Origin of the sequence: Flavobacterium rhizophilum (assembly GCF_046000485.1) — a bacterium.
Classification (GTDB): domain Bacteria; phylum Bacteroidota; class Bacteroidia; order Flavobacteriales; family Flavobacteriaceae; genus Flavobacterium; species Flavobacterium rhizophilum.
In genome coordinates, this window is record NZ_JBELQB010000002.1 from 263,111 (window position 1) to 285,405 (window position 22,295).

Sequence of the window (22,295 nt, forward strand, 5' to 3'; positions counted from 1 at the left end):
TTATGGATTAAACTAATTCACTTATCGTTTTACCTATAGACAAACAAGAAGTCGCTGCAGGTGAAGGAGCATTTCTCACATGGATAACATTTCCGTTTCTTACAATATCAAAATCATCTAAAAGAGTCCCGTCCCTGCGGCAGGCCTGAGCACGTACACCGGATCCCCCAGGAACTAAATCAGTTTCCTGAATTTCAGGTAATAATTTTTGTAAAGCGTTAGTAAATGCAGTTTTAGATAATGAACGATGCACCTCACCTAAACCGGTTTTACCGTATTTTGCAACAATTTTTCTAAACCCTGGCCAAGTAAGAGTATTCATTAATTCTGAAAAATTGAAATCACTAAAATTATAACCTTCTTTTTTAAAGGCTAATACAGCATTTGGCCCTGCTTCAACCGCCCCGTTAATCATTCTGGTAAAGTGTACTCCAAGAAAAGGAAAATTAGGGTCGGGAACCGGATAAATCAAATTATTTACCAAATATCTTTTTTCATCTTTTAGCTCATAATATTCTCCACGAAAAGGAATGATAATTACATCATTTTTATCATTTGTCATTTTCGTAATCTTGTCAGAATACAAACCTGCACACGATATGAGTTTCTCAGTTAAATACTCATTTTTAAATGTTTCCACTGTTATCCCGTCATTTCTATCGGTAATCCCTGTAACCTCCTGAGAAAAAACAATCTCTCCTCCTAACTCTATAAAAAGTTCTTTTATTTTATTTGCTAATCCAGGATAATCTATTATGCCCGTCTGCGGAACCTTAATTGCCCTTACTCCTTCGCAATGTGGCTCTATTTCCTTAAATTCGTCCCTAGAAAGGTATTCTAAATTTTGTAATCCATTTTGAATACCTCTATCATATATATTTTCAAGCAAAGAAACCTCATCCTGTGAAGTAGCTACTATAATTTTACCACATATATCATATTTAACACCATATTCTTTGGAAAAATTTATAAGTGAATCATATCCTTCAATGCAATTTTTAGCTTTTAAGCTTCCTGGTTTATAATATATACCACTGTGAATTACTCCACTATTATGCCCTGATTGATGCTTAGCAACATCACCCTCTTTTTCTAAGATTAAAACTTTTAAGGCCGGATTTTGTTTTAAAGACTCATAGGCTGTAGCCAACCCAACTAATCCGGCACCAATAATGATTACATCATATTTCATTATAATCTCCCGTCAACTAAGTTTCTATCCAAACAAGCCTTTATATCATAAACTACTGACGCTTCATTTCTCAAAGCGTTTAAATCCATTGTTAAAAACTCATTGTGTGATACAGCTACTATTATTGCATCATACTTTTGATCTTCTTTTAAACTGGTTAAAACATCAACATTATATTCATGTTTTACTTCTTCCTTATCAGCCCATGGATCATATAAATCGACATTTAGCCCGTATTCATTCAGCTCTCTGTAAACGTCTACAACTTTAGTATTACGTACATCAGGACAGTTCTCTTTAAAAGTAACACCTAAAATCAAAGCATTAGCTTCCTTGATAGTAATACCTTTCTTTATCATAAGCTTCACTACTTTTGAGGCAATGAATTCTGAAATAGAATCATTTACACGTCTACCGGAAAGAATTACGTTAGGGTGATAACCCAGTTGCACTGCCCTGTGAGCCAAATAATATGGATCCACAGATATACAGTGTCCCCCAACCAGACCTGGTTTATATTTCAAAAAATTAAATTTTGTCCCGGCAGCCTCTAATACATCATTAGTATCAATACCTACACGGTCAAAAATCAATGCTAATTCATTAACAAATGAAATATTAACATCACGCTGAGCATTCTCAATTGCTTTCGAAGCTTCAGCAACTTTAATATTAGAAGCTTTATGTGTCCCTGCTTTTATAATGGTTTTATATAACTGATCTACTTCCTCAGCAATCTCAGGAGTAGAACCAGATGTAACCTTTTTTATTGTTGTTAAAGTATTTACCTTATCTCCTGGCACGATACGCTCTGGAGAATAGCCTACATAAAAGTCTTTATTAAAAGTTAAACCGGAAAACTTCTCTAATACCGGAACACAATCTTCCTCTGTACAACCGGGATAAACAGTAGATTCATAAATAATAATATCTCCTTTCTTTATAATCTTTCCAAGCATTTGGGAAGCTTTTATCAGCGGAGTTAAATCAGGTGCATTGTAACGGTCAATGGGTGTAGGAACTGTAACTATATAAATTTGGGCCTTTGCCAGTTCGTCCAAATCACAAGAAGCTTTATAACCTTTAGCAAACCCTGTCTTTTTACCAATTTCAATTCCTTCATTTAATTTTTCTAAGTCAGCCTCTAAAGTTCTGTCTTTACCTGAATTCAATTCGTCGACCCTATCTTTGTTTATATCAAATCCTAATACAGGAAAATGCTGAGAAAATTCAATGGCCAAAGGTAAACCTACATAACCCTGTCCAATTACTGCTATTTGTTTCATAAATATTTTTATACTTTGCCTGAAAAATTACTTTACTTTATTAATTTACATATATTTATCAGCCTAGGTTCACCATATAAATCTCTTTCTTTGTCAATCAAAACCTTTACCGGTAATAAATTTTGAATCTAATATTTGTAATGATAAAATATTTCTAATTAATATATAAATCAGAACTTACCTATTAAAGTTCAGTTTTAAAAGATACTCTCCATAACCACTCTTTTTTAATGGATCTGCAACCTTTATTAACTGTTCCTTATCAATATAACCCATACGATAAGCTACTTCTTCAATTGCCCCTATTTTTAACCCCTGACGCTCTTCAATAACCTGAACAAACTGCCCAGCCTGCATTAATGATGCAAAAGTACCTGTATCCAGCCAGGCTGTTCCTCTGTCAAAAACTCCTACACGTAGTTTATTACGTTTCAGATATTCTTTATTCACGTCTGTTATCTCATATTCGCCCCTGGCAGAAGGCTTGATGTTTTTTGCAATCTCTACTACATTATTGTCATAAAAATACAAACCTGGCACAGCATAATTTGATTTTGGACTCTCGGGCTTTTCTTCTATTGAAAGTACTTTATTATCAGCATCAAACTCTACTACTCCATAACGTTCAGGATCCTGTACCTGATAAGCAAAGACTACACCTCCCTCTTCTTGCGTGCAACTTTGAAGCAGTTTACTCATACCACTTCCATAAAAAATATTATCTCCTAAAACCAAGGCTACTTTATCATCACCTATAAAGTCTTCTCCAATTACAAAAGCCTGTGCTAATCCATTTGGTTCCGGTTGTTCAGCATATTCAAATCGACAACCAATTTGTGATCCATCTCCTAATAGCTTTTGAAAATGCGGCAAATCATGAGGTGTTGAAATAATCAATATCTCATTAATCCCAGCCAGCATTAACGTTGACAGCGGATAATAAATCATCGGTTTATCATAAACTGGCATCAGTTGCTTACTTACCGCTAATGTCAATGGATGCAATCGAGTTCCGGAACCTCCGGCTAATATTATTCCTTTCATATTATTATTTTGGTCGAGTTACTTTTACTAATTTTAATCAGCTGTATTGTTTCTCATAATATTTCTTATAATCACCTGAAGTTACATTATTTAACCACTCCTGATTATCCATAAACCAATCAATAGTTTTAGATAAGCCCTGTTCAAATGTAACAGAAGGTGTCCAACCGAGTTCTTCTTTGATTTTTGTAGCATCGATAGCATAACGCAAATCATGCCCCGGACGATCTTGAACAAAAGTTATTAACTGTTCACTTGTCCCTCTTTCACGTCCAAGTTTCTCATCCATCTGCCTACACAATTCCGTAACCAAATCAATATTTTTCCATTCATTAAAACCTCCTACATTATATGAGCTATTATTTTCGGCTTTATGAAAAACCAAATTTATTGCTTTAGCATGATCAATAACATATAACCAATCACGTGTATATTTACCATTCCCATAAATAGGAAGGGGTTTATTATTTATAATGTTATAAATACAAAGAGGTATTAACTTTTCTGGGAAATGATTAGGACCATAATTATTTGAACAGTTGGTTAAAACAACCGGCATACCATAGGTATCAGCATATGCACGTACAAAATGGTCAGAAGAAGCTTTAGATGCCGAATAAGGTGAATGAGGGTCGTAAGATGTCTCTTCGGTAAAAAAACCATCTTCTCCTAATGTTCCAAAAACCTCATCTGTTGAAACATGGTGAAAACGTTTACCTTCATAATTATCCTGCCAAATATGTTTAGCCGCATTTAATAAATTAACGGTTCCTATAACATTTGTCATTACAAACTCCAAAGGATGACTTATAGATCGATCTACGTGAGATTCTGCCGCTAAATGAATAATACCGTCAGGCTGATGTTCTGTAAATATCTCCTGAACCTTATCAGCATCAGTAATGTTTGCCTTAATAAATTGATAATTTGGTTTATTCTCAATATCTCTTAAATTTTCCAAATTTCCGGCATAAGTCAAGACATCTAAATTAATAATCTTGTAATCAGGATAATTCAAAACAAATTCCCTAACAACATGAGAACCTATAAAGCCTGCTCCTCCAGTAATAATAATTGTTTTTTTCATAATTATTTACCTATACTTTGAAATACAAAACCAATACTTTTTAACATTTCGCCGTCAAGAATATTTCTTCCGTCAAAAACAAAAGCAGGCTTTCTCATATCTTTATAAATTTTCTCCCAATCATAATTTTTAAACTCATCCCACTCTGTCAGAACAGCTATGGCATAAGCATCTTTACAGGCTTCATACGGGTCGATATAAACCTCAACACCCCTCCTGTTTTCCGTTTCACTTCTGGTTCCTAAATAATCCAGATCACTTAAAATTTTATATTCACTAACTTTAGGATCATAAACAGCTATATTTGCCTGTTCATTTAACAAGTCATCCGCTATATAAATTGCTGCAGATTCCCTGGTATCATTAGTATCTTTCTTAAAAGCCCAGCCTAAAAACACTATCTTCTTACCTGAGACCGTGTTATATAAAGTTTTTACAATGTTAGATGCAAAACGTCTTTTTTGATGATCATTCATTATAATTACCTGTTCCCAATAATCTGCTACTTCATTAAGTCCATATGATTTAGCTATATAAACCAAGTTCAATATATCCTTTTGAAAACATGAACCTCCAAAACCTACAGACGCCTTTAAGAACTTAGAACCAATACGGCTATCCATACCTATAGCCTTAGCTACTTCATTAACATCTGCTCCGGTTTTCTCACATAATTCTGACATAGCATTAATTGAAGAAACCCTTTGAGCTAAAAAGGCATTGGCTGTAAGCTTGGACAATTCAGAAGACCATACGTTTGTTGTCAGAATCTTTTCCTTGTCAACCCAATTAGCATATACATCAACTAATGCATTTATTGCAATTATACCATCTTCATCATTTTCACCTCCAATCAGCACTCTATCAGGATTGAGTAAATCCTTAACAGCAGTACCTTCAGCCAAAAACTCCGGATTAGATAAAATTTGAAACTTAACTCCGTTTCCGGTATTATCTAAAATACTTTTAATCGCTTCAGCTGTCCTAACAGGCAGTGTAGATTTTTCTACAACAATTTTATCTGTTTTAGCTACTGAAGCAATTTGTCTTGCACAAAGCTCAATATATTTTAAATCAGCCGCCTTACCTTTACCCAGACCATATGTTTTTGTAGGAGTATTAACCGAGATAAAAATCATCTCAGCCTCGTCAATAGCTTTTTCAACATTAGTAGAAAAAAACAGATTTCGACCTCTTGCTTCAGCTACTATGTCTTCTAAACCTGGCTCATAAATAGGTATATTGGAAATATCTTCATCATTCCATGCCTTAATTCTGGACTCATTAACATCTACAACAGTAACCTTAATATCTGGACACTTATAAGCAATAACAGCCATTGTAGGCCCTCCTACATAACCTGCCCCAATACAGCATATATTTTTAACCACCATTAATTAGTATCTTTATTAAATAACACCCAACAGTTAAATGATATGACAAACACTTATACCTGCATACCTAATTGATAATTTTATTTTTCACAAGACAAAAGAATGTTATTGTTTAATGTAGAGTAATATTAACATTACCTCTAATTAAAAAAACATTTAAAAAGAAAATATCTCAATTAAATATCTGCATAGAACAGTGCATACTAAATGCAATTTACCATAACAACTATTTTACATTTAATTGAAATTTTCACTTTTATTTCTATAACATTTGACTTGGCTGGCTGTTCATTTTATCATGCAAATATAGTCAGATTATATTCTTAAACCACATTTAAATTAAACTACAGGGTTTTTCCCCTTAAAACGCTATTTTACCCATATCATTATTTATCTACAAAATAACTAACGCAAAGTATATCATTTTTTACCATCCCAACAAGCCGTTTAACTGTTTAACAATATAATAACACATTAAAGCAAAAAAACAGCTTCATAACGAAAAAGCATTTACATAGTTGTCCAAGAACATGTTTTTTATATTTTTGAAAAACACGACATATTCAAAAAATGATTAAACAACTACACATAGACAAAAAAGCCCATCCGTTTGGCTATTATGCATTTTATGTTACCCCCCAACAATCTGAAGTAATCAACCACTCATGCCGCGGAGACTTCTACACCATGTTTTATGTTAGATCCGGAGAAGTTGTTTTACAGATAGACATAAATAAAATAAAAATAAAAAAAGGCGAATGTGCCTTTATAGGTATTAATCAGGTTTTTAAAATAGAAAGCCCCACCACATTTGAAGTATTGGTACTTCGTTTTGAGGAAAGCTTCTATTGCCGACATGAAACCGACATCAACTTTATTAACAGCTGTTACTTTTTTGATAACTTAAAAAAACTATACAAATTCAAACTCGACAACGCCACTCAAATAAGTATTGAGCAACACTATAAAAACCTTGCAGAACAATGCACGCAACCATACAACGAAATAGAATACATGATTGCACATAACAGCATTGAGAGGCTACTATTATATTGTCACGAAAAAGCGCACTCTAACACTCCCGAAAGCCTTAATCAGGTTACCAACCCTGACAATGAACTCGCTCATAATTACAGACAGCTTATTAAAGAGCACTTTAAAAAACAAAAGCAATTAAAGTTCTATACGGAAAAACTAAATACATCTGTAAAAAAACTAACAGACGCCTGTAAAAACATTTATGGACAATCACCTAAAAAACTAATAACCGAACAAACCATACTGGAAGCGAAGAGATTATTACTTCACAGCCCGAAGAATATTAAAGAAATTGCTTTTGAATTAAACTTCGAAGAACCTAGCAACTTTATAAGATTTTTCTCTAAAGCCGTAAACATGTCACCAAAAGAGTACAGGGAATACTCAACTCAAAAAAACAACCTCTTACCATAACATTTGTGCATTTCGTCGAATTTATTTTCACTTTAACGTTTCTTTACGTCTTCATAATACAACTAATATAGCAATCTACTATATTTGAAATGTATTGATTTTAGAGGGGCGGATATATGAATAAATTGATTTTACTTTTAATCGTTGTTTTTAACTGTGTAACATACACAGCATACTCTCAAAGCAACTCGAGTGCAAATCTGAATATTCACTTAAATGATATTCAGAGCATAAAAGTAAATGAGAGCCAAAGTAATGTATCCTTATCATTGAATAACTCGTCAGACTATATAAACGGTAAATCCACTAACCAGTCTGATCATATTGAAATAATGAGCAGCAGTAATTACGAAATAAGAGTTTCAGCTGCTTCAAATCTTACCGGCGAAGGCGCAACCATAGACATTGGGACAGTTACGGTTACACCAACACAGGGAAACATAGGTGGTGAATCACAAGGCACCATAAACCTTTCACCAACTGCCTTATCGCTTGCAGACAATACACTTGTACAGTCTAATAGTGGAGACATTAAAAGGTCATTCAATATTGAATACCACGTATCAGGAGGAGAAGAATACTTAAACAAGCCTACGGGAACGTATTCTACATTAATTACCTATACGATATTAATGCCTTAACAATACATATTTAACATTTAAATATCACAATGTTATATTTAACTTAAAATGATAGCAAAAAGTACTTTTTTGACTATCGATATCTTTATTATACCCCATACATTTGCAGTGTTAAAATTAACAAAAAGTAAACCTTATTACTTAGCCCCCTAAGTATTAACAATTGTCCCACTAAAATTAATACACTGATGACTAATTTTTTCAAGGTTGCATCTGTTGCAATCATTGCATTATCTGCAAACTCACTATTCGCTCAAGAAGACACAGCTGAAACAACACTTAACGTAAACTTAGCAAGTTCATTTGAAATTACTGTTGCTGACGCATCTGTTGACATCGACATGAACACTCCTGAACACTTCCAGTCTGGTAACACTTCAGGTCAAAAAGCTGATCACGTTCAAATTAGTGCTACAGGAGAGTATGAAGTTAAAGTAATCGCTTCTTCAGATCTTACTTCTGGTTCAGAGACTATCCCTGTCAACACTATTACTGTTACTCCAACACTAGGTTCATACCTTGGTGCAGGTTCAGAAGGTTCTGTTTCTCCAACACTTACTGCTCAGTCTTTAAGTACTTCAACAGAGAACACAATTATTTCTTGCAACACTGGTGAATCATTAAGAGGTTACAACATTGAGTATTCAATTCCTTCAGACAGTGCTTCTGAGTACCTTAACCACTCTGCTGGAACATACACTACTACAGTGACTTATTCGCTATACGCGCTATAATAAATACTGAAAGTTTTTAGGAATCAGCCCCAACTGTATACAATTGCAGTTGGTGCTTTTCTGTACATGCAGTATACTCATTTTGCATGCAATAAAGGCAAAGAAAAATCCCCCCATTGAAACAAATACCGCAAATCTTATATTTGCTTCTGTTCCTATCTTGCCCCTTTTTTGCTTTCTCCCAAATCGGCTCAGCCGAAACGCAGGTTAATGTCTTAATCGGCCAGGTAATTAGTATAGAAGTAACACAGCCCTCTGTGAATATAGACATGGGCCTGTCTACCCATTACATTAACGGAAGTTCTTCAGGTCAGCAAACAAATCACGTTAAAGTAACCTCAAATAACGGTTATGAGATAAATGTGAGAGCCACTACCGAATACTTTTCGTTAAACGGAAACATGACTACATTACCGGTTAACACCATAATGATAGCAGCTTCCCTAGGTGACGATCTAACAGGATCAGGTAGTGCAGCTCCAGCTAGTTTACAGATGAACAGCCCTGTGCCATTATCTACCTCCAACACAAACATAGTGTCTTCCGCAGAAGGTGAAAGCGCAAGAGGTTTTCATGTTACTTATTCCATTCCTGCTTCACAAACTAGTAATTATTTAAACAAAGAACCGGGCACATATACCACTAATGTAATTTATACTGTGGTACCTCAGTAATTTCTATAACTTTACTGTTACAAATAATTTGAATCATGAAAAAATTCTTTTTAGCTATTACGTTATTCTTTGCAGCAAACACAGTTTTTGCGCAGGCTGGTATATCACTTACACCCGGCAGGTTATATTACAAGTTTGGAAAAGGAGCTTCAGGCTCGCAATTTGTAAAAATCACCAACCCAACTAATAAGGAATTGGAAATAGGTGCTTCTTTTAGCGACTGGAGCTATGAAGAAGATGGTAAAAACCAAATACTGGACGCTAATACCATTTCAACTTCATGCTCAAACTGGATTCAAATATTACCTTCATCATATTTTATTATCAAACCGGGAGAAACTAAAGAAATTGAAATCATATTAAAAGTACCTCAGGATGCCGATGAAAGTATCCCTGTACATAACTCTATGATATTTTTCACCCAGCTTAACCCCGGAAAAACAACCGACAAAAACGGAGCCTCAATACAGGTTACTGTTAGGATGGGCGTAAAAATATACCATACATTCAACAAAGACAGTGAAGCGCTTATAGATTTTGTAGATTTTTTAAGCTATGCAGATGAGCAGGACAACAAAATCCTTGAGCTTAAAGTTGAAAACCAAAGTAAAATATGGGCAGACGGAACCGTTAAATGGGAACTATTCAATAACAGTACTGGTAAAAAAACTGTATTAAAAGAATCAGAGTTTTACACCCTACCGGGTAACATACGATCATTAAAGCAAATATTGCCGGAAGACTTGCCTAAAGGCAACTATACCGTATCGGCAATTTTGACTTATGGAGAAAAAGATGTCATAAAAATAGCAGAACTCGAATTTAGCTTGTAATGAAAACTGCAAAAACAGCCTTAATATTATTATTGTTAACTTTCCTTCAGGGTAAAGCACAAATCACGCTTAACTCATGGGCAGGCGGACAACCACAAATGACCACGTATAACGAAATGGTAAACGGAAAAACCGAAATAAACCAGTCTACCGTTAATATCCAGAAATATAGTGGCCCAAACAATATAAACGAATGGAAACTAACCGTAAGATTGATTCAGGATTACACTCATGACTCTTACACTATTGGGGCTCAATATAGTTCGCTGCAGTTTAACGAACAGCAAAACAACAATTCGTCAAACAATTCCCTTATAAATGTTTCCTCTCAGGCTTTTCAGTTAAGTACCTTTAACGAGATAACCTTAATACACAGCAATGTCCCGTTAACAGGAACTGTAAACAGGGTATTTAAGTTCAACCTTGTTATTCAGGGGGGTAACCATCTACTTGTAAGCCCTAACGGAACTTACTATTCTGCTTACGAATATAAACTGTATCGTATAAATAATGGTGGAAACGAGCAACTAATAGCTACCCGAACCGAATCTACGAACAGTAGTGCCCGTTTGCAACTAAACTATCAGGGAAATAATGGTCAGCAGAATGTTAGTCTACAAAACGGCGCCAACATTTTCAATTTACAATATAATACCGCCGAGAGTTATACTAACGGAGTTTCACAACAGGTTATCAAAGGACTAAAAGTAACCTCTCCTACTAACTATCAGCTTAATGTAAAAGCATCGGCTAATGAGATGACATCGGCAACAACCTCATCAACCATACCGGTATCTATATTAAATGTAGAACTGAGTACAAACGAAAACATACCCGGATTAACAATATACTCGCCCATAAGTCTTTCGGCAAGTGATCAGGTAATCGCTATACGATCGCAATATGTACAGAGTATCGAGTTTAACCTTAGATTCTTTATACCGCCAAATGCACTTGACCTTTCGGCAACACCGGGAACCTATACCACATACGTGTACTTTGTAATCGTACCAAACTAAGGTTTATAATGCAGGGCATTTTTAAATATATTATAGTTATTGCTTTTTTGACAATTGGGAACTTATCCCTTGCTCAGGAAGGTGAATTTTCTATTGAATTTGCCCAACAAAACTCTGATTCCAAAAACACAGGTGTAATAGATGCTTTTGTAAAAATTAAAAACAACACAAATAATAATCTTACCGGTGAATTTGAAGTTCATAGTAACCACCAAGACCTGTACCTGGTACAGCGTAAACCGAAAACAGTAAACTTAACCGCAAACGATTCGGTTTTTATTCCGGTAAAGGCAATTATATCAAGAACAGCAAAGGCAGGAAACCAGCCTTTTATCGAAGCTGTTTTCACAACAAATAACGACAATACTAAATCAGTAAACCTTCCTGTTACAATAACCGAAAGGAAGCTGGTAAAAATGTTTCTGCTGGAAACAAACCTAATTTATGAAAATGTAGGCGATACATTAACAATCCCTATCCGCATTTCAAATGAAGGTAATACCCCGCAAAAAATAGACATACTTACCCGGTATCCTAACTTTATAGCAAAGGATATGATGGAAACGACCAGTTTAAAAATAAGTGCCTTTACAGACACTTTGGTCTACCTTAAAAAACAGGTAACCAAAAACATATTGGCTCAGGAAGATTTTAATATAACTATCACCTCATTATATAAAAGTGGAGATATCATCGGTATAGCAAATATACGCGCCAGTTCCATTAAACAGGACAGGCGCTATACTACACAGTTTAACCCTGACTATGCACAAACGTTTAACCAAACGAACCAGATAACTGTAAGTCATTTGGAAAACAGCAGTAATGCAAGTGCTTATTACTTGTATGCTAATGCAGAAGCTCAGCTAAACGACAGTAAAATATACACTAACATAGATGCCAATTTATGGACTAATTCTAACCAGCTGTTTTTAAGGAATACATGGCTGGGATATAAGAATAGTGATTTTGGTATACAGGCAGGTAACGTATCTAAATTTGCAGATATTAACTTAGTGGGGCGGGGTGCCCAGGCGTACTACACTACATCTAAGGATAGTAAAATTGAAGTGGGAGGAATAGATAAGTCGTACAATCTGGCCGACTATTCCAATCCTTCCGGAGGAACTTCTGCCTGGGCATCTTATTTTCACAATGGCGGATGGTTAGATAAGGGGTTTGAAAGTAACCTTATATACGATCATGATAAGTTTACCGGTATAAACAGCATTTTAGCAACATCAAGGTTTAGTATTTTAAAAAAACAAAACTTCTCCCTTAGGGCTGGTGGTGGCTTAAGCAATGCCAATTATGAAGCTGCAAATACGAATAAAGCAGGAGCTTCCGGAGAAATAGTTGCTGTAGGTAAACAGGGTAACCTGTATTATAGCAGTACAAACTTTGTAAGCAATGGCTATTATGCAGGAGTTAAAAGAGGGGTTTTAAACTTTAACGAACGTGTAAACTGGACTACTGAAAAATATAACATGTGGGCCGTTTACAATTATATGTCGGTTAAACCAAAGTCATTAACCGAACAGGTTTTATATTCAACCTTATTTACTACGGCACGTTACAATGTTGGTGCGTCCAGAAGGTTTTCTAACATTACATTATCTGTATCGCCAAACATATATTCCGAAAAGCGAGATGAGCCACTTTATGTAGGAGGCTCACAAACCCGTAGCATGGATGCTTACCGTATGAACCTCGGTATTAATTACAGTAATCATATTTCAACTGTTAACCTTATTCTTGATGGCGGAAGTTTTAAAACCAACCTTAACAATCAACCTTCACAATTTCACATAAAGGCAAACCTTATATATTCGTGGAAATTCTTAAACCTGCTTACTACTTATCAATATAACAGCTTTAACCTTGGTGAGGCAATTGCCAATTACCAAACAAATCCTAATAAAACTTTTTACAATATAATGGTTAACCCAAGTGCTGTATTAAAGTTTTTTGACAGTAAACTGATTCTATATACCGGAGCCACATTTGCATCAAATACTATTAACGATCGTATTACTCAGTTTAGCGGAAGAGCCGATTATAAAATATCTCCGGATTTCAGTCTGTTTGTCAACGGATATTATAGTGACATTTCCAACAATCCTTATTCTCTAAACTCTTTCCAGATCGGACTAACCAAACAGTTCAGGCCAATTAGAATAGACAGTTCTAAAAGTGATCTTGAGGTATATGTGTATTATGAAAATGAAGGCAAAGGAGCAGAAAACACTCCTGCAGCAAACCAGCTAATTATAATTGGCGGAAAAGCATTCAGGACAAACAATCAGGGAATAATAAAATACAGGTCACTGCCCCCCGGAGATTATGAGATACGACCGGTAAATACAAACGAATGGCATGCATACAGCCGTACCGTAAATATTATTCAGGATACCCAAATATCTATCGGGCTTACAAAAACCTCAACAATCAAAGGCTCTGTATCTTATATCCAAACGGAAAGAAGTTTTGAAATCACCAAAAAGCTAGGAGGATTGTCTATTATAGCTGTAGATGATACCGGAAACATATTTCAATCAAGAACCGACGACGTAGGTAACTTTGTACTATATGTTCCTAGAGGATATTACACCATTACCCTTGAAAAATCAGATGTGTCTGAGTATGTTGACATAGAACACAACAACAGGAACATCCAGGCCATACCTGATACTATTACAGAGGTTAAATTCAACCTTAACATTAAGGAGAAACGTGTAGAAACCCGTAAATTCTCGTCACGTGGCTTCCCTAGTCAGTCATCCGACAACAAGAAGAAAAAGAAAAAATAGAGTTAGTGATTTTTTAGGCTGTTTTCAAAAGGCACCCTGTGTATAATACTTCGCCCTAAAGTAACCTCATCGGCAAACTCCAGTTCATCTCCTATAGATATACCTCTGGCAATAGCCGAAAGCACTACATCACAGTCTTTTATCTGTTTGTAAATATAAAAGTTGGTAGTATCTCCTTCCATAGTAGAGCTAAGGGCAAAAATAAGTTCTTTTGCCGTACCGTTTTTCACCTTTTCTACCAGTGTGGGTATATTGAGCTGGCTAGGTCCTATACCGTCTATCGGAGATATCTTCCCGCCCAAAACATGATATATCCCCTTAAAGAGTCCGGTGTTCTCAATAGCCATTACATCCCTTATGTCCTCTACAACACAAACTATCGATTTGTCTCTTGAATGGTTACTGCAAATCTCGCATACCTCAACATCAGATATGTTATGACACTCCCTGCAAAACTGAATATCATCACGCATTTTTAATATAGCCTCCGTTAAGTGTTCTGTCTGTTCCTTCGGTTGCTTTAATAAATGTAATGCCAGCCTTAAGGCTGTACGTTTTCCTATACCCGGTAACTGAGAAATTTCAGCCACTGCCCTTTCCAGTAATTTTGAAGACATTTCCATAAATGCAAATGTACAAAACCTGTAAATTGTGAGTATATTGTAATATTTTTTATTTGTTTTGTATATAAACTAATTCTATGCAACCAATAACCATCTTATCCATAATAATAGTATACTTTGGAGTATTAATAGCCATATCAAGGCTGGTAAGCAATAAAGACAGCGGTAACGATGCCTTTTTTAAAGCCAACAAAAACTCAAAATGGTATCTGGTTGCATTTGGTATGATAGGCACTGCGCTATCGGGAGTTACCTTTATATCGGTTCCCGGAGAGGTAGGCTCACCAAACGGGGAACAGTTTAAATACTTTCAGTTTGTATTGGGTAATGCCATAGGATTTATACTTATTGCAAAAGTATTACTCCCCCTTTATTACAGGCTAAATCTTACATCTATTTATGGTTACATAGAAAAGCGACTGGGCCAGTATAGCTATAAAACGGCAGCTATGATTTTCCTGATTAGCCGTACGATCGGCTCGGCATTTAGGTTATACTTAGTGGTTATTGTATTGCAGCGCTATGTGTTTGATGCTTTTGGGATTCCATTTTGGGCAACCGTGCTTATATCCCTGCTGCTAATTTTCGCTTACACGTATAAAGGCGGATTGAAAACTATTATTATTACCGATACCCTTCAAACCTTTTTTATAGTTTCATCGGTATTTTTTACGATCTATTTTATTTGCGATAGTTTAGAGCTTAGTCTTCCGCAGGCTTTTGAAACCGTTAAGCAAAGTAACTATTCCAAAATTTTCTTTTTTGAAGATTTCATTACCAGTCGTTACCATTTTATCAAACAGATTTTAGGAGGAATATTTGTTACCATAGCTATGGTTGGACTCGATCAGGATCTTATGCAGAAAAACCTAAGCTGTAAAAACATTGGCGAAGCACAAAAGAACATGTTTACTTTTACCGGTATTTTTGTTGTAATTAACCTTTTCTTCCTTGGAGTTGGAGCACTGCTATATATTTATGCTAATAAAAACGGATTAAGTGTACCTACTGTTAACGGCACTCCAAGAACCGATTTACTTTTCCCTGAAATTGCTTTTCATCACCTGTCACTGGTCCCTTCGGTAATTTTCCTACTTGGACTTACAGCAGCAACCTTTGCCACTACCGATTCAGCTCTAACAGCACTTACAACCTCTTTTTGTGTAGATTTCCTGGGGATGGATAAAATAGAAAATGCCAACAAACCTAATGTTGTAAGAACAAGGCACTGGGTACATATCTCATTCTCCTTCCTTATGTTTTTGGTAATTATAGTTTTTAATGCTATTAACGATGCCTCTGTAGTAAGTATGATATTCAGGATTGCTTCTTACACTTACGGTCCGCTACTGGGCTTATACGCTTTTGGTTTAATAATGAAGAAACTTACACTAAGAGATAAACTTACTCCAATAGTATGTATAGCCTCGCCATTTGTTACCTTACTGCTTAGTATGAACTCAAAGTTACTGTTTGGCAACTATGTGTTTGACAATGAGCTGATAATTATAAATGGGCTAATTACGTTTATACTGTTACTATGTATTAGTAAAAAAGCTGAACCTAGTAGTTTCCCAGCGACAGCATAACAAGAGTACAGGCAACCTCTACCTCAATATTGTTGTCTTTAAGCAGCTTATAAAATTCGGGATTTTCGGTGCCGGGGTTAAACACTACCCTTTTTGGCTTTAACCCGATAATGTAGTCATAGTATTTTTGTTGATTCATTGGGTTAAGATATAGTGTAACCGTATCTACCCCGTCAAAATCTATAAGTTCCTTTTGAATATGCAATCCGTCAAGGTCATCTTCCTTTTTTCCTATAGCCACTACAGGATGACCATGCTGCTGCAGCATTTTTACCGCCCTGTAAGCGTATCTGTCGGGATTAACTGAAGCCCCCATAACAAGTGTTTTCTTTTGTGTTTTCATAACAATTAGGTTTATACCAAAAGTACACAAAGAATATCTTTATTCATATTGTTTTAGCCAAACGATAACATACAACATCAATCGGCTGTATAGGTATAATCTGCCGGCAGCATATCCCCTACTTTCAGTTCTCCGAAATAACCTCCGAAAATAATACTGGATATTGGCCAAAATAGTCCGTTTTCACCAATATAAAAATGATCTGCGTTCAGTTCAAAAAATGACTGGTTAACCTGATCCTGTAAAACGGCAAAACGTATTTTTCTTTCCTTCGGAGCTTCTAATTTTTTTTCCGCCTCACGGCTACTCATTCCGGTCATCCTTACACCTACATGTCTATCCGGTATTTGTACTGTAGTTTTTAAACAAATTACCTTTTTATAGTCGAGAGTATCTGTTACCTTAAAATAATCGGCAGGATTAACAGGCATACTTTCAACAAACAAACCATAATGCTCTTCACTCCACCTATTACTGGCTATTGTACGCATAAAATGCAGTAATGACCCCCTGTAAACCTCATCCCTTTTTTTCTTTATATTATCTTTTTTAGACACATCCTTAAAAAAACTGGTTCCCGCATAAAAACTGGTTTGCATGGAAAACGGTGAAAGTGTCTTCCTTGTGTAATGCACCTGAAAATCAACCAAATCAAACTCCACTTCATACTTTAATCTTTTATTCTGTACTCGAATAGGTTTATCAGATTCTGCCCTCAACGTATTTGTTGCTATTTCATAATACAGTCTTATATCATCTTCATTAAGTATTTTACAGGAATTCCCTGCCTTGGTTTTCCCTAAAAACTGTTCTCTGAAAACTGCAAGCATTTCTTTTCTGCTAAAAACCGTTTCACCGCTAATTACCAGTTCTTCCATTTTAATAGTATCTTCTTTTAAAGTCACCTTTATTTTCGACTGATAGGAAAAGGGATTCTGAATTATTGCTGTCTGGTATCCTATATACTTCACTACTAAAGCTGCAGATAGTTGCTGACCTACGTTTATGGTAAAAGCTCCTTCAGAATCAGTACTGGCAGAATAGGTTGTACCGTCAAGATATACGAAAGCTCCTTCGAGCGGAAAATCTCCGGCAGCATCATAAACATAACCCGAAATACTTTGGGCCATAACCGGAATCTGCATTAAAAGCAGTATAATAAATGGTAATATTTTTGTTTTCATAGTGTGGTTTTGGCATTAAAAATAACGAAATTATTAATGCTATAATAAATACATCATTTCGTAAAGCCCACATTTTCTTATTAAATTTACCCTGAAATAAAACAAACAACCTTTAATGGAATTATTCATTTACATTTTTGCTGCACTTTTTTCGGTAATCAACCCGCTTGGGGCAGTACCTATTTTTGTTGGACTAACCCAGGACGACTCAATGGCCGAACGTTCGCGTATTTCCTTTTGGACAGCCATTAACGTTTTTATCATCCTTATTATCTCTTTCTTTGTAGGGCAATACATTCTTGCCTTTTTTGGGATTAGTATAGATGCACTTCGTATTGCCGGAGGACTTATTATTGTAAATTCGGGATTTGCACTGTTAACAGGAAAGTTCAGTAAAACAAGAGGTGTAAATAAAAAAGTAGCAAACGATGCTCAAAAAAGAAACGACATTGCCCTTACCCCATTAGCAATACCTATGCTTGCCGGACCGGGATCCATGTCACTACTTATAGCATTGTATCAGGATTCTCCTGAAATATCACAAAAGATTATTACCTGTGTAGCCATTGCTGCAGTTGCCGTAGTTATATTTTTAGTGATGCGAAGTGCCCATTATCTTTCCAGAATACTGGGAGCATCGGGTATTGTAGCCATTTCAAGAATAATAGGATTTATAGTTATCGCTATAGGTATACAATACATAAGTAGTTCTGTAGTAAATATACTGAGTACAATCTCTCTAAAATAAAAAAGCCCCGCAATTGCGGGGCTACTTATTTATAAGAAAACTGACTTATTCCGAAAATCCAACACCTATGGTATTGTTGGTTTGCGGGTCTATTAAAATAAAGGCACCATTAAGCCTGTTATTTTCAAAAGCATCGAGAAAAGCCGGAGCAGCTGTTTTTATAGCTACTTTAGCAATATCATTAAGTTTGAGGCTTGCAGCCTCGTATAATTCTTCAGGATTTTCAGGCGGTATAATCGCTTCTATCTGCTGAAGTTTACATTGCACCACCCTAGTACCTGACTGTAATAAATACCTCCCTCCTGGCACCGACTGTTTTTCGTCAAGCCAAACGAGTTTGGCATTTATTTCTTTAAACAGCAAGCTATCCTCTTCATTTTTAACCAGTATCATTCCGCGGCTAACATCCACATCATCTTTGAGCCTTAACTGAATGGATTCGCCTGTTTTGGCCTCCTGCTGAGTATTGGTAAATCTGCGAAGTTCCACTACCTCGCTTTTTATACCGGACGGCAGTACAGTAACTTCATCACCTACCGATATACTTCCGCTTATCACCCTTCCGGCATAAGCCCTGTAGTCTGTAAATTCTTTATTCTGTACATGTAGTACTTGCTGCACGTCAAACCTAAAATCAGCTACCTCAGCTTCACCCGGTTTAATATTATGCAGTACTTCCGAAAGAGTTTGCCCGCTATACCACGGCATATTATCAGATTGCAATACAACATTATCTCCCTTAAGCGAGCTTATAGGCAGTATATGGATATCCGGTTTATAGGTAAACCTCGATGTCATTTTATTGATTTCAGCAGCAATAGTAAGATAAATATCCTCACTATAATCTACCAAATCCATTTTATTGATACATAGTACCACTGTTTTTAAACGCAGTAGGTTACTAATAAAATAATGTCTGTAGGTTTGCTCCAGTAGCCCCTTTCTTGCATCAATAAGTATAATTGAAACCTCTGAGTTTGATGCTCCCGTAACCATGTTACGGGTATATTCTACATGACCCGGGCTATCGGCTATGATAAACTTACGCTTTTCTGAAGAGAAGTATATATGGGCTACATCAATAGTGATACCCTGTTCCCTTTCAGCAATAAGACCATCTGTTATAACCGAAAAGTCAAGATCTTCAAGACCTTTCTCTCTGGTTTTTCTTTCTATTAGTTCTTCCTGTTCTATAGTTAGTGCATTACTGTCGTTCAAAAAACGTCCAATAAGCGTACTCTTACCGTCGTCTACACTTCCGGCTGTATTAATCCTAAGTAAATCCATATTAAAAATATCCTCCTTTCTTTCTTTGTTCCAATGCTGCCTCAGATCGTTTATCGTCAATTCTTGCACCACGTTCTGATGATTTGGAAGATTTATTTTCAAACATAATATCCGGTATCGTATTGGCTTCAGAAACAAATGCTGCCGTACAGGTCATATCTCCCACGGTTCTGAAGCGAACTGTTGTTTCAACAATCTCATCGCTATCTACCAGATTAAGGTAATCAGAATGTGCCAGGAAAGCCCCGTCTCTTTTAACCAGTTTACGTTTATGGGCAAAATATATACTTGGCAGGCCAACACCTTCCTTAGCAATGTAATTCCATACATCTTCCTCTGTCCAGTTACTTATAGGGAATGCCCTTACATTTTCTCCAAAATGAATTTTCCCGTTAAGGATATTAAACAGTTCCGGACGTTGCTTTTTGGAATCCCACTGCCCGAAATCATCTCTTACAGAGAAGATACGTTCCTTAGCACGCGACTTCTCCTCATCACGCCTTGCCCCACCCATGCAGGCATCAAAACCAAATTCTTCAATAGCATCCAATAATGTTACCGTTTGCAGGGAATTACGACTGGCATACTTACCGGTTTCTTCCTGAACCTTTTTCTGGTCAATACTATCCTGTACATAACGTACAATAAGTTCAACTCCCAGTTCCTCTACTAACTGGTCCCTAAACTCAATAGTCTCGGGAAAGTTATGCCCTGTATCAATATGCAGAAACGGGAACGGGATTTTTGCCGGATAAAAAGCTTTTTGAGCCAATCGGGCAAGAGTTATGGAATCTTTACCTCCGGAGAAAAGCAATACCGGTTTTTGAAACTGAGATACCACTTCCCTTATTATGTAAATACTTTCATCCTCTAATGTCTTAAGATGTGATTGTATATGTGTCATGATTAATAATTTTTATCCTGATGAATATGTAGTCCGCATTCTTTTTTACCATTTTCCCACCACCAGCGTCCGGCTCTGAAATCTTCACCTTCTGTAAGGGCTCTGGTACACGGTGCACAACCAATGCTTAAAAAACCTTTTTTGTACAAACTGTTCACAGGAACTTTATATTCGTTTATTTCCTCTTCTACCTGTTTAAGGGTATAATGCAATAACGGATTGTATTTAACCAGCTGGTTAGCCTCATCCCATTCTAAAAACTCCATGCTCTCCCTGTTTTGAGACTGTTCGGCACGTAATCCTGTTATCCATAAACCAGCTCCCTTAATAGCCTTTTGTAACGGCTTTACTTTGCGTATGTAACAACACGACTTTCTTTTCTCTATACTGTCGTAAAACCCGTTAATACCATTATTTGCCACATATTCCATTATATCCTCCTCTTCAGGAAAAAATGTTTTAATATTTAGCTCAGGGTATTTTTTCTGGGTTCTATGAAACACTTCATACGTTTCATTAAACTGCCTGCCGGTATCCAATGTAAATACTGAAACCTTCTCAAAATGTGGGGCAATATAATGTGTAAGCAACTGATCTTCTATACCAAATGATGTAGAGAATACTTTTTTACCTTCAAAATTACTCAGAACGATAGTCAGGGCTTCCTGTATGTTTTTACCCTTCAACTCTTTATTCAGATACTTTAACTTCTCCATTATCACTATTCTTTCTGGTTAATCTGGCCCAAGCTCTTTCATGCAAAAAGTAAAGCAGCATTTTAGACATTACCTCTACGCTACCTATGGAAAATGCGATAGTAATGTTACCGGTAAGTATATAGGAAATTATCATGGTATCTATTGTTCCTACTATACGCCAGGTAACTGCTTTTATTGCCGAAATCTTGGGGCTATCTTTTAGCGAAAAGCTCTTTTTGGCCTTTATTAAATCAAGCATATTATAGTTTCTTTAATTTCAGAAAACAAATATACTATTAGTCTATAGAAATAGTAGACTAATAGTATAAATTTTTTTGTTATAATATTGCCAAATCATACAAAGACTTCTGCTGAAGCAAGCTTAGTGTATTATCCCTAACTTGGGCCATGAACTTATTAAGGTTACATTTTACCTCATCAGGACAGTCATCACACTTCTCATAATAGTTAAGACTAACACATGGCAGCATAGCCAATGGACCATCTAACACCCTGATAAGTGTAGCAGCCGTAATCTCTTTAGGGTCTTTAAGAAGATAGTATCCCCCACCCTTACCTTTTTTGGACCCTAATATCCCGTGTTTTTTTAAATCAAGCAATATAGCCTCAAGGAATTTTTTTGGTATACGCTCGTTATCCGAAATTTCAGAAATAAGGACAGGCTCAGTACCCGAATGCTTCGCAATGTAGATAAGAGCCTTTAATCCGTATTTTGTTTTTTTAGACAGCATA

General features: G+C 36.0%; 22 protein-coding genes. 9 read left to right on the forward strand and 13 right to left on the reverse strand.

Annotated elements, in window-relative coordinates; all coding sequences use genetic code 11:
* Window positions 1-7: 7 nt before the first annotated feature.
* The 5 genes from lhgO to ABS768_RS03370 form a co-directional block, all read right to left on the reverse strand.
* A complete protein-coding gene (gene lhgO / locus ABS768_RS03350) occupies window positions 8-1,192 on the reverse strand; it encodes an L-2-hydroxyglutarate oxidase (RefSeq protein WP_408073568.1) in 1,185 nt (394 codons plus the stop codon).
* Window positions 1,192-2,478 (reverse strand): nucleotide sugar dehydrogenase, encoded by a 1,287-nt coding sequence (locus tag ABS768_RS03355; RefSeq protein ID WP_408073569.1) that lies wholly within the window; start codon window positions 2,476-2,478, stop codon window positions 1,192-1,194. Before ABS768_RS03355 ends, lhgO begins: the two co-directional genes overlap by 1 nt.
* A gap of 177 nt (window positions 2,479-2,655) precedes the next feature.
* Window positions 2,656-3,522, reverse strand: coding sequence for a glucose-1-phosphate thymidylyltransferase RfbA (gene rfbA / locus ABS768_RS03360; protein ID WP_408073570.1), 867 nt, complete (start codon window positions 3,520-3,522; stop codon window positions 2,656-2,658).
* 37 nt (window positions 3,523-3,559) lie between these two features.
* Entirely contained in the window at window positions 3,560-4,609 is a 1,050-nt protein-coding gene (rfbB, locus tag ABS768_RS03365) for a dTDP-glucose 4,6-dehydratase (protein ID WP_408073571.1), read from the reverse strand.
* A 2-nt stretch (window positions 4,610-4,611) separates the two neighbouring features.
* On the reverse strand, window positions 4,612-6,003 hold the full coding sequence (locus tag ABS768_RS03370; protein WP_408073572.1) for a UDP-glucose 6-dehydrogenase: 1,392 nt from the start codon (window positions 6,001-6,003) through the stop codon (window positions 4,612-4,614).
* Window positions 6,004-6,573: 570 nt separating this feature from the next.
* On the opposite strand from ABS768_RS03370, the gene ABS768_RS03375 reads away from it, so the two are divergent.
* The 7 genes from ABS768_RS03375 (at window position 6,574) to ABS768_RS03405 (ending at window position 14,166) form a co-directional block, all read left to right on the forward strand.
* Window positions 6,574-7,455: a helix-turn-helix domain-containing protein gene (locus ABS768_RS03375; protein ID WP_408073573.1), complete on the forward strand. Its 882-nt coding sequence runs from the start codon at window positions 6,574-6,576 to the stop codon at window positions 7,453-7,455.
* A 269-nt stretch (window positions 7,456-7,724) separates the two neighbouring features.
* Window positions 7,725-8,096 (forward strand): hypothetical protein, encoded by a 372-nt coding sequence (locus tag ABS768_RS03380; protein ID WP_408073574.1) that lies wholly within the window; start codon window positions 7,725-7,727, stop codon window positions 8,094-8,096.
* A 341-nt stretch (window positions 8,097-8,437) separates the two neighbouring features.
* Window positions 8,438-8,830 (forward strand): hypothetical protein, encoded by a 393-nt coding sequence (locus tag ABS768_RS03385; RefSeq protein WP_408073575.1) that lies wholly within the window; start codon window positions 8,438-8,440, stop codon window positions 8,828-8,830.
* 257 nt (window positions 8,831-9,087) lie between these two features.
* Window positions 9,088-9,504, forward strand: coding sequence for a hypothetical protein (locus ABS768_RS03390; protein WP_408073576.1), 417 nt, complete (start codon window positions 9,088-9,090; stop codon window positions 9,502-9,504).
* A 35-nt stretch (window positions 9,505-9,539) separates the two neighbouring features.
* Window positions 9,540-10,337 (forward strand): fimbrial biogenesis chaperone, encoded by a 798-nt coding sequence (locus ABS768_RS03395; RefSeq protein WP_408073577.1) that lies wholly within the window; start codon window positions 9,540-9,542, stop codon window positions 10,335-10,337.
* A complete protein-coding gene (locus ABS768_RS03400) occupies window positions 10,337-11,356 on the forward strand; it encodes a hypothetical protein (RefSeq protein ID WP_408073578.1) in 1,020 nt (339 codons plus the stop codon). The genes ABS768_RS03395 and ABS768_RS03400 overlap by 1 nt, the downstream gene beginning before the upstream one ends.
* An 8-nt stretch (window positions 11,357-11,364) precedes the next feature.
* A complete protein-coding gene (locus ABS768_RS03405; RefSeq protein ID WP_408073579.1) occupies window positions 11,365-14,166 on the forward strand; it encodes a COG1470 family protein in 2,802 nt (933 codons plus the stop codon).
* A gap of 2 nt (window positions 14,167-14,168) precedes the next feature.
* On the opposite strand, the gene recR is transcribed toward ABS768_RS03405, so the two are convergent.
* Window positions 14,169-14,789, reverse strand: coding sequence for a recombination mediator RecR (gene recR / locus ABS768_RS03410; RefSeq protein ID WP_408073580.1), 621 nt, complete (start codon window positions 14,787-14,789; stop codon window positions 14,169-14,171).
* A gap of 77 nt (window positions 14,790-14,866) precedes the next feature.
* Here recR and ABS768_RS03415 point away from each other — a divergent pair, with 77 nt between their 5' ends.
* Window positions 14,867-16,378, forward strand: coding sequence for a sodium:solute symporter (locus tag ABS768_RS03415; RefSeq protein ID WP_408073581.1), 1,512 nt, complete (start codon window positions 14,867-14,869; stop codon window positions 16,376-16,378).
* On the opposite strand, the gene ABS768_RS03420 is transcribed toward ABS768_RS03415, so the two are convergent.
* Together ABS768_RS03420 and ABS768_RS03425 are read right to left on the reverse strand one after the other, a co-directional pair.
* The gene (locus tag ABS768_RS03420; RefSeq protein WP_408073582.1) at window positions 16,353-16,721 is read right to left on the reverse strand and encodes a CoA-binding protein; all 369 of its coding nucleotides are present in this window, start codon (window positions 16,719-16,721) and stop codon (window positions 16,353-16,355) included. The genes ABS768_RS03415 and ABS768_RS03420 overlap by 26 nt on opposite strands.
* 77 nt (window positions 16,722-16,798) lie before the next feature.
* On the reverse strand, window positions 16,799-17,905 hold the full coding sequence (locus ABS768_RS03425) for a carboxypeptidase-like regulatory domain-containing protein (protein ID WP_408073583.1): 1,107 nt from the start codon (window positions 17,903-17,905) through the stop codon (window positions 16,799-16,801).
* 115 nt (window positions 17,906-18,020) lie between these two features.
* Between ABS768_RS03425 and ABS768_RS03430 the strand changes: the two genes are divergently transcribed.
* Complete coding sequence (locus ABS768_RS03430; protein WP_330121272.1) at window positions 18,021-18,653, forward strand: MarC family NAAT transporter; 633 nt, start codon at window positions 18,021-18,023, stop codon at window positions 18,651-18,653.
* 45 nt (window positions 18,654-18,698) lie between these two features.
* Here the strand turns inward: ABS768_RS03430 and ABS768_RS03435 are convergent, their stop codons facing one another.
* From ABS768_RS03435 to ABS768_RS03455, 5 genes are all read right to left on the reverse strand, one after another.
* Window positions 18,699-19,940, reverse strand: coding sequence for a sulfate adenylyltransferase subunit 1 (locus ABS768_RS03435; RefSeq protein ID WP_408073584.1), 1,242 nt, complete (start codon window positions 19,938-19,940; stop codon window positions 18,699-18,701).
* 1 nt (window position 19,941) lies between these two features.
* On the reverse strand, window positions 19,942-20,835 hold the full coding sequence (gene cysD / locus ABS768_RS03440; protein WP_408073689.1) for a sulfate adenylyltransferase subunit CysD: 894 nt from the start codon (window positions 20,833-20,835) through the stop codon (window positions 19,942-19,944).
* A gap of 11 nt (window positions 20,836-20,846) precedes the next feature.
* Window positions 20,847-21,563, reverse strand: coding sequence for a phosphoadenylyl-sulfate reductase (locus ABS768_RS03445; protein ID WP_408073690.1), 717 nt, complete (start codon window positions 21,561-21,563; stop codon window positions 20,847-20,849).
* A complete protein-coding gene (locus tag ABS768_RS03450; RefSeq protein ID WP_408073585.1) occupies window positions 21,535-21,801 on the reverse strand; it encodes a DUF2061 domain-containing protein in 267 nt (88 codons plus the stop codon). The genes ABS768_RS03445 and ABS768_RS03450 overlap by 29 nt, the downstream gene beginning before the upstream one ends.
* 79 nt (window positions 21,802-21,880) lie before the next feature.
* Entirely contained in the window at window positions 21,881-22,294 is a 414-nt protein-coding gene (locus ABS768_RS03455; protein ID WP_408073586.1) for an RrF2 family transcriptional regulator, read from the reverse strand.
* Between the last annotated feature and the right edge of the window lies 1 nt (window position 22,295).

What these genes read in the sequence shown, in the direction of transcription:
- lhgO (WP_408073568.1), bottom strand. Translation starts at nt 1,192, where the DNA reads ATGAAATATGATGTAATCATTATTGGTGCCGGATTAGTTGGGTTGGCT.
- ABS768_RS03355 (WP_408073569.1), bottom strand. Translation starts at nt 2,478, where the DNA reads ATGAAACAAATAGCAGTAATTGGACAGGGTTATGTAGGTTTACCTTTG.
- rfbA (WP_408073570.1), bottom strand. Translation starts at nt 3,522, where the DNA reads ATGAAAGGAATAATATTAGCCGGAGGTTCCGGAACTCGATTGCATCCA.
- rfbB (WP_408073571.1), bottom strand. Translation starts at nt 4,609, where the DNA reads ATGAAAAAAACAATTATTATTACTGGAGGAGCAGGCTTTATAGGTTCT.
- ABS768_RS03370 (WP_408073572.1), bottom strand. Translation starts at nt 6,003, where the DNA reads ATGGTGGTTAAAAATATATGCTGTATTGGGGCAGGTTATGTAGGAGGG.
- ABS768_RS03375 (WP_408073573.1), top strand. Translation starts at nt 6,574, where the DNA reads ATGATTAAACAACTACACATAGACAAAAAAGCCCATCCGTTTGGCTAT.
- ABS768_RS03385 (WP_408073575.1), top strand. Translation starts at nt 8,438, where the DNA reads ATGAACACTCCTGAACACTTCCAGTCTGGTAACACTTCAGGTCAAAAA.
- ABS768_RS03395 (WP_408073577.1), top strand. Translation starts at nt 9,540, where the DNA reads ATGAAAAAATTCTTTTTAGCTATTACGTTATTCTTTGCAGCAAACACA.
- ABS768_RS03400 (WP_408073578.1), top strand. Translation starts at nt 10,337, where the DNA reads ATGAAAACTGCAAAAACAGCCTTAATATTATTATTGTTAACTTTCCTT.
- ABS768_RS03405 (WP_408073579.1), top strand. Translation starts at nt 11,365, where the DNA reads ATGCAGGGCATTTTTAAATATATTATAGTTATTGCTTTTTTGACAATT.
- recR (WP_408073580.1), bottom strand. Translation starts at nt 14,789, where the DNA reads ATGGAAATGTCTTCAAAATTACTGGAAAGGGCAGTGGCTGAAATTTCT.
- ABS768_RS03415 (WP_408073581.1), top strand. Translation starts at nt 14,867, where the DNA reads ATGCAACCAATAACCATCTTATCCATAATAATAGTATACTTTGGAGTA.
- ABS768_RS03420 (WP_408073582.1), bottom strand. Translation starts at nt 16,721, where the DNA reads ATGAAAACACAAAAGAAAACACTTGTTATGGGGGCTTCAGTTAATCCC.
- ABS768_RS03425 (WP_408073583.1), bottom strand. Translation starts at nt 17,905, where the DNA reads ATGAAAACAAAAATATTACCATTTATTATACTGCTTTTAATGCAGATT.
- ABS768_RS03430 (WP_330121272.1), top strand. Translation starts at nt 18,021, where the DNA reads ATGGAATTATTCATTTACATTTTTGCTGCACTTTTTTCGGTAATCAAC.
- ABS768_RS03435 (WP_408073584.1), bottom strand. Translation starts at nt 19,940, where the DNA reads ATGGATTTACTTAGGATTAATACAGCCGGAAGTGTAGACGACGGTAAG.
- ABS768_RS03450 (WP_408073585.1), bottom strand. Translation starts at nt 21,801, where the DNA reads ATGCTTGATTTAATAAAGGCCAAAAAGAGCTTTTCGCTAAAAGATAGC.
- ABS768_RS03455 (WP_408073586.1), bottom strand. Translation starts at nt 22,294, where the DNA reads ATGCTGTCTAAAAAAACAAAATACGGATTAAAGGCTCTTATCTACATT.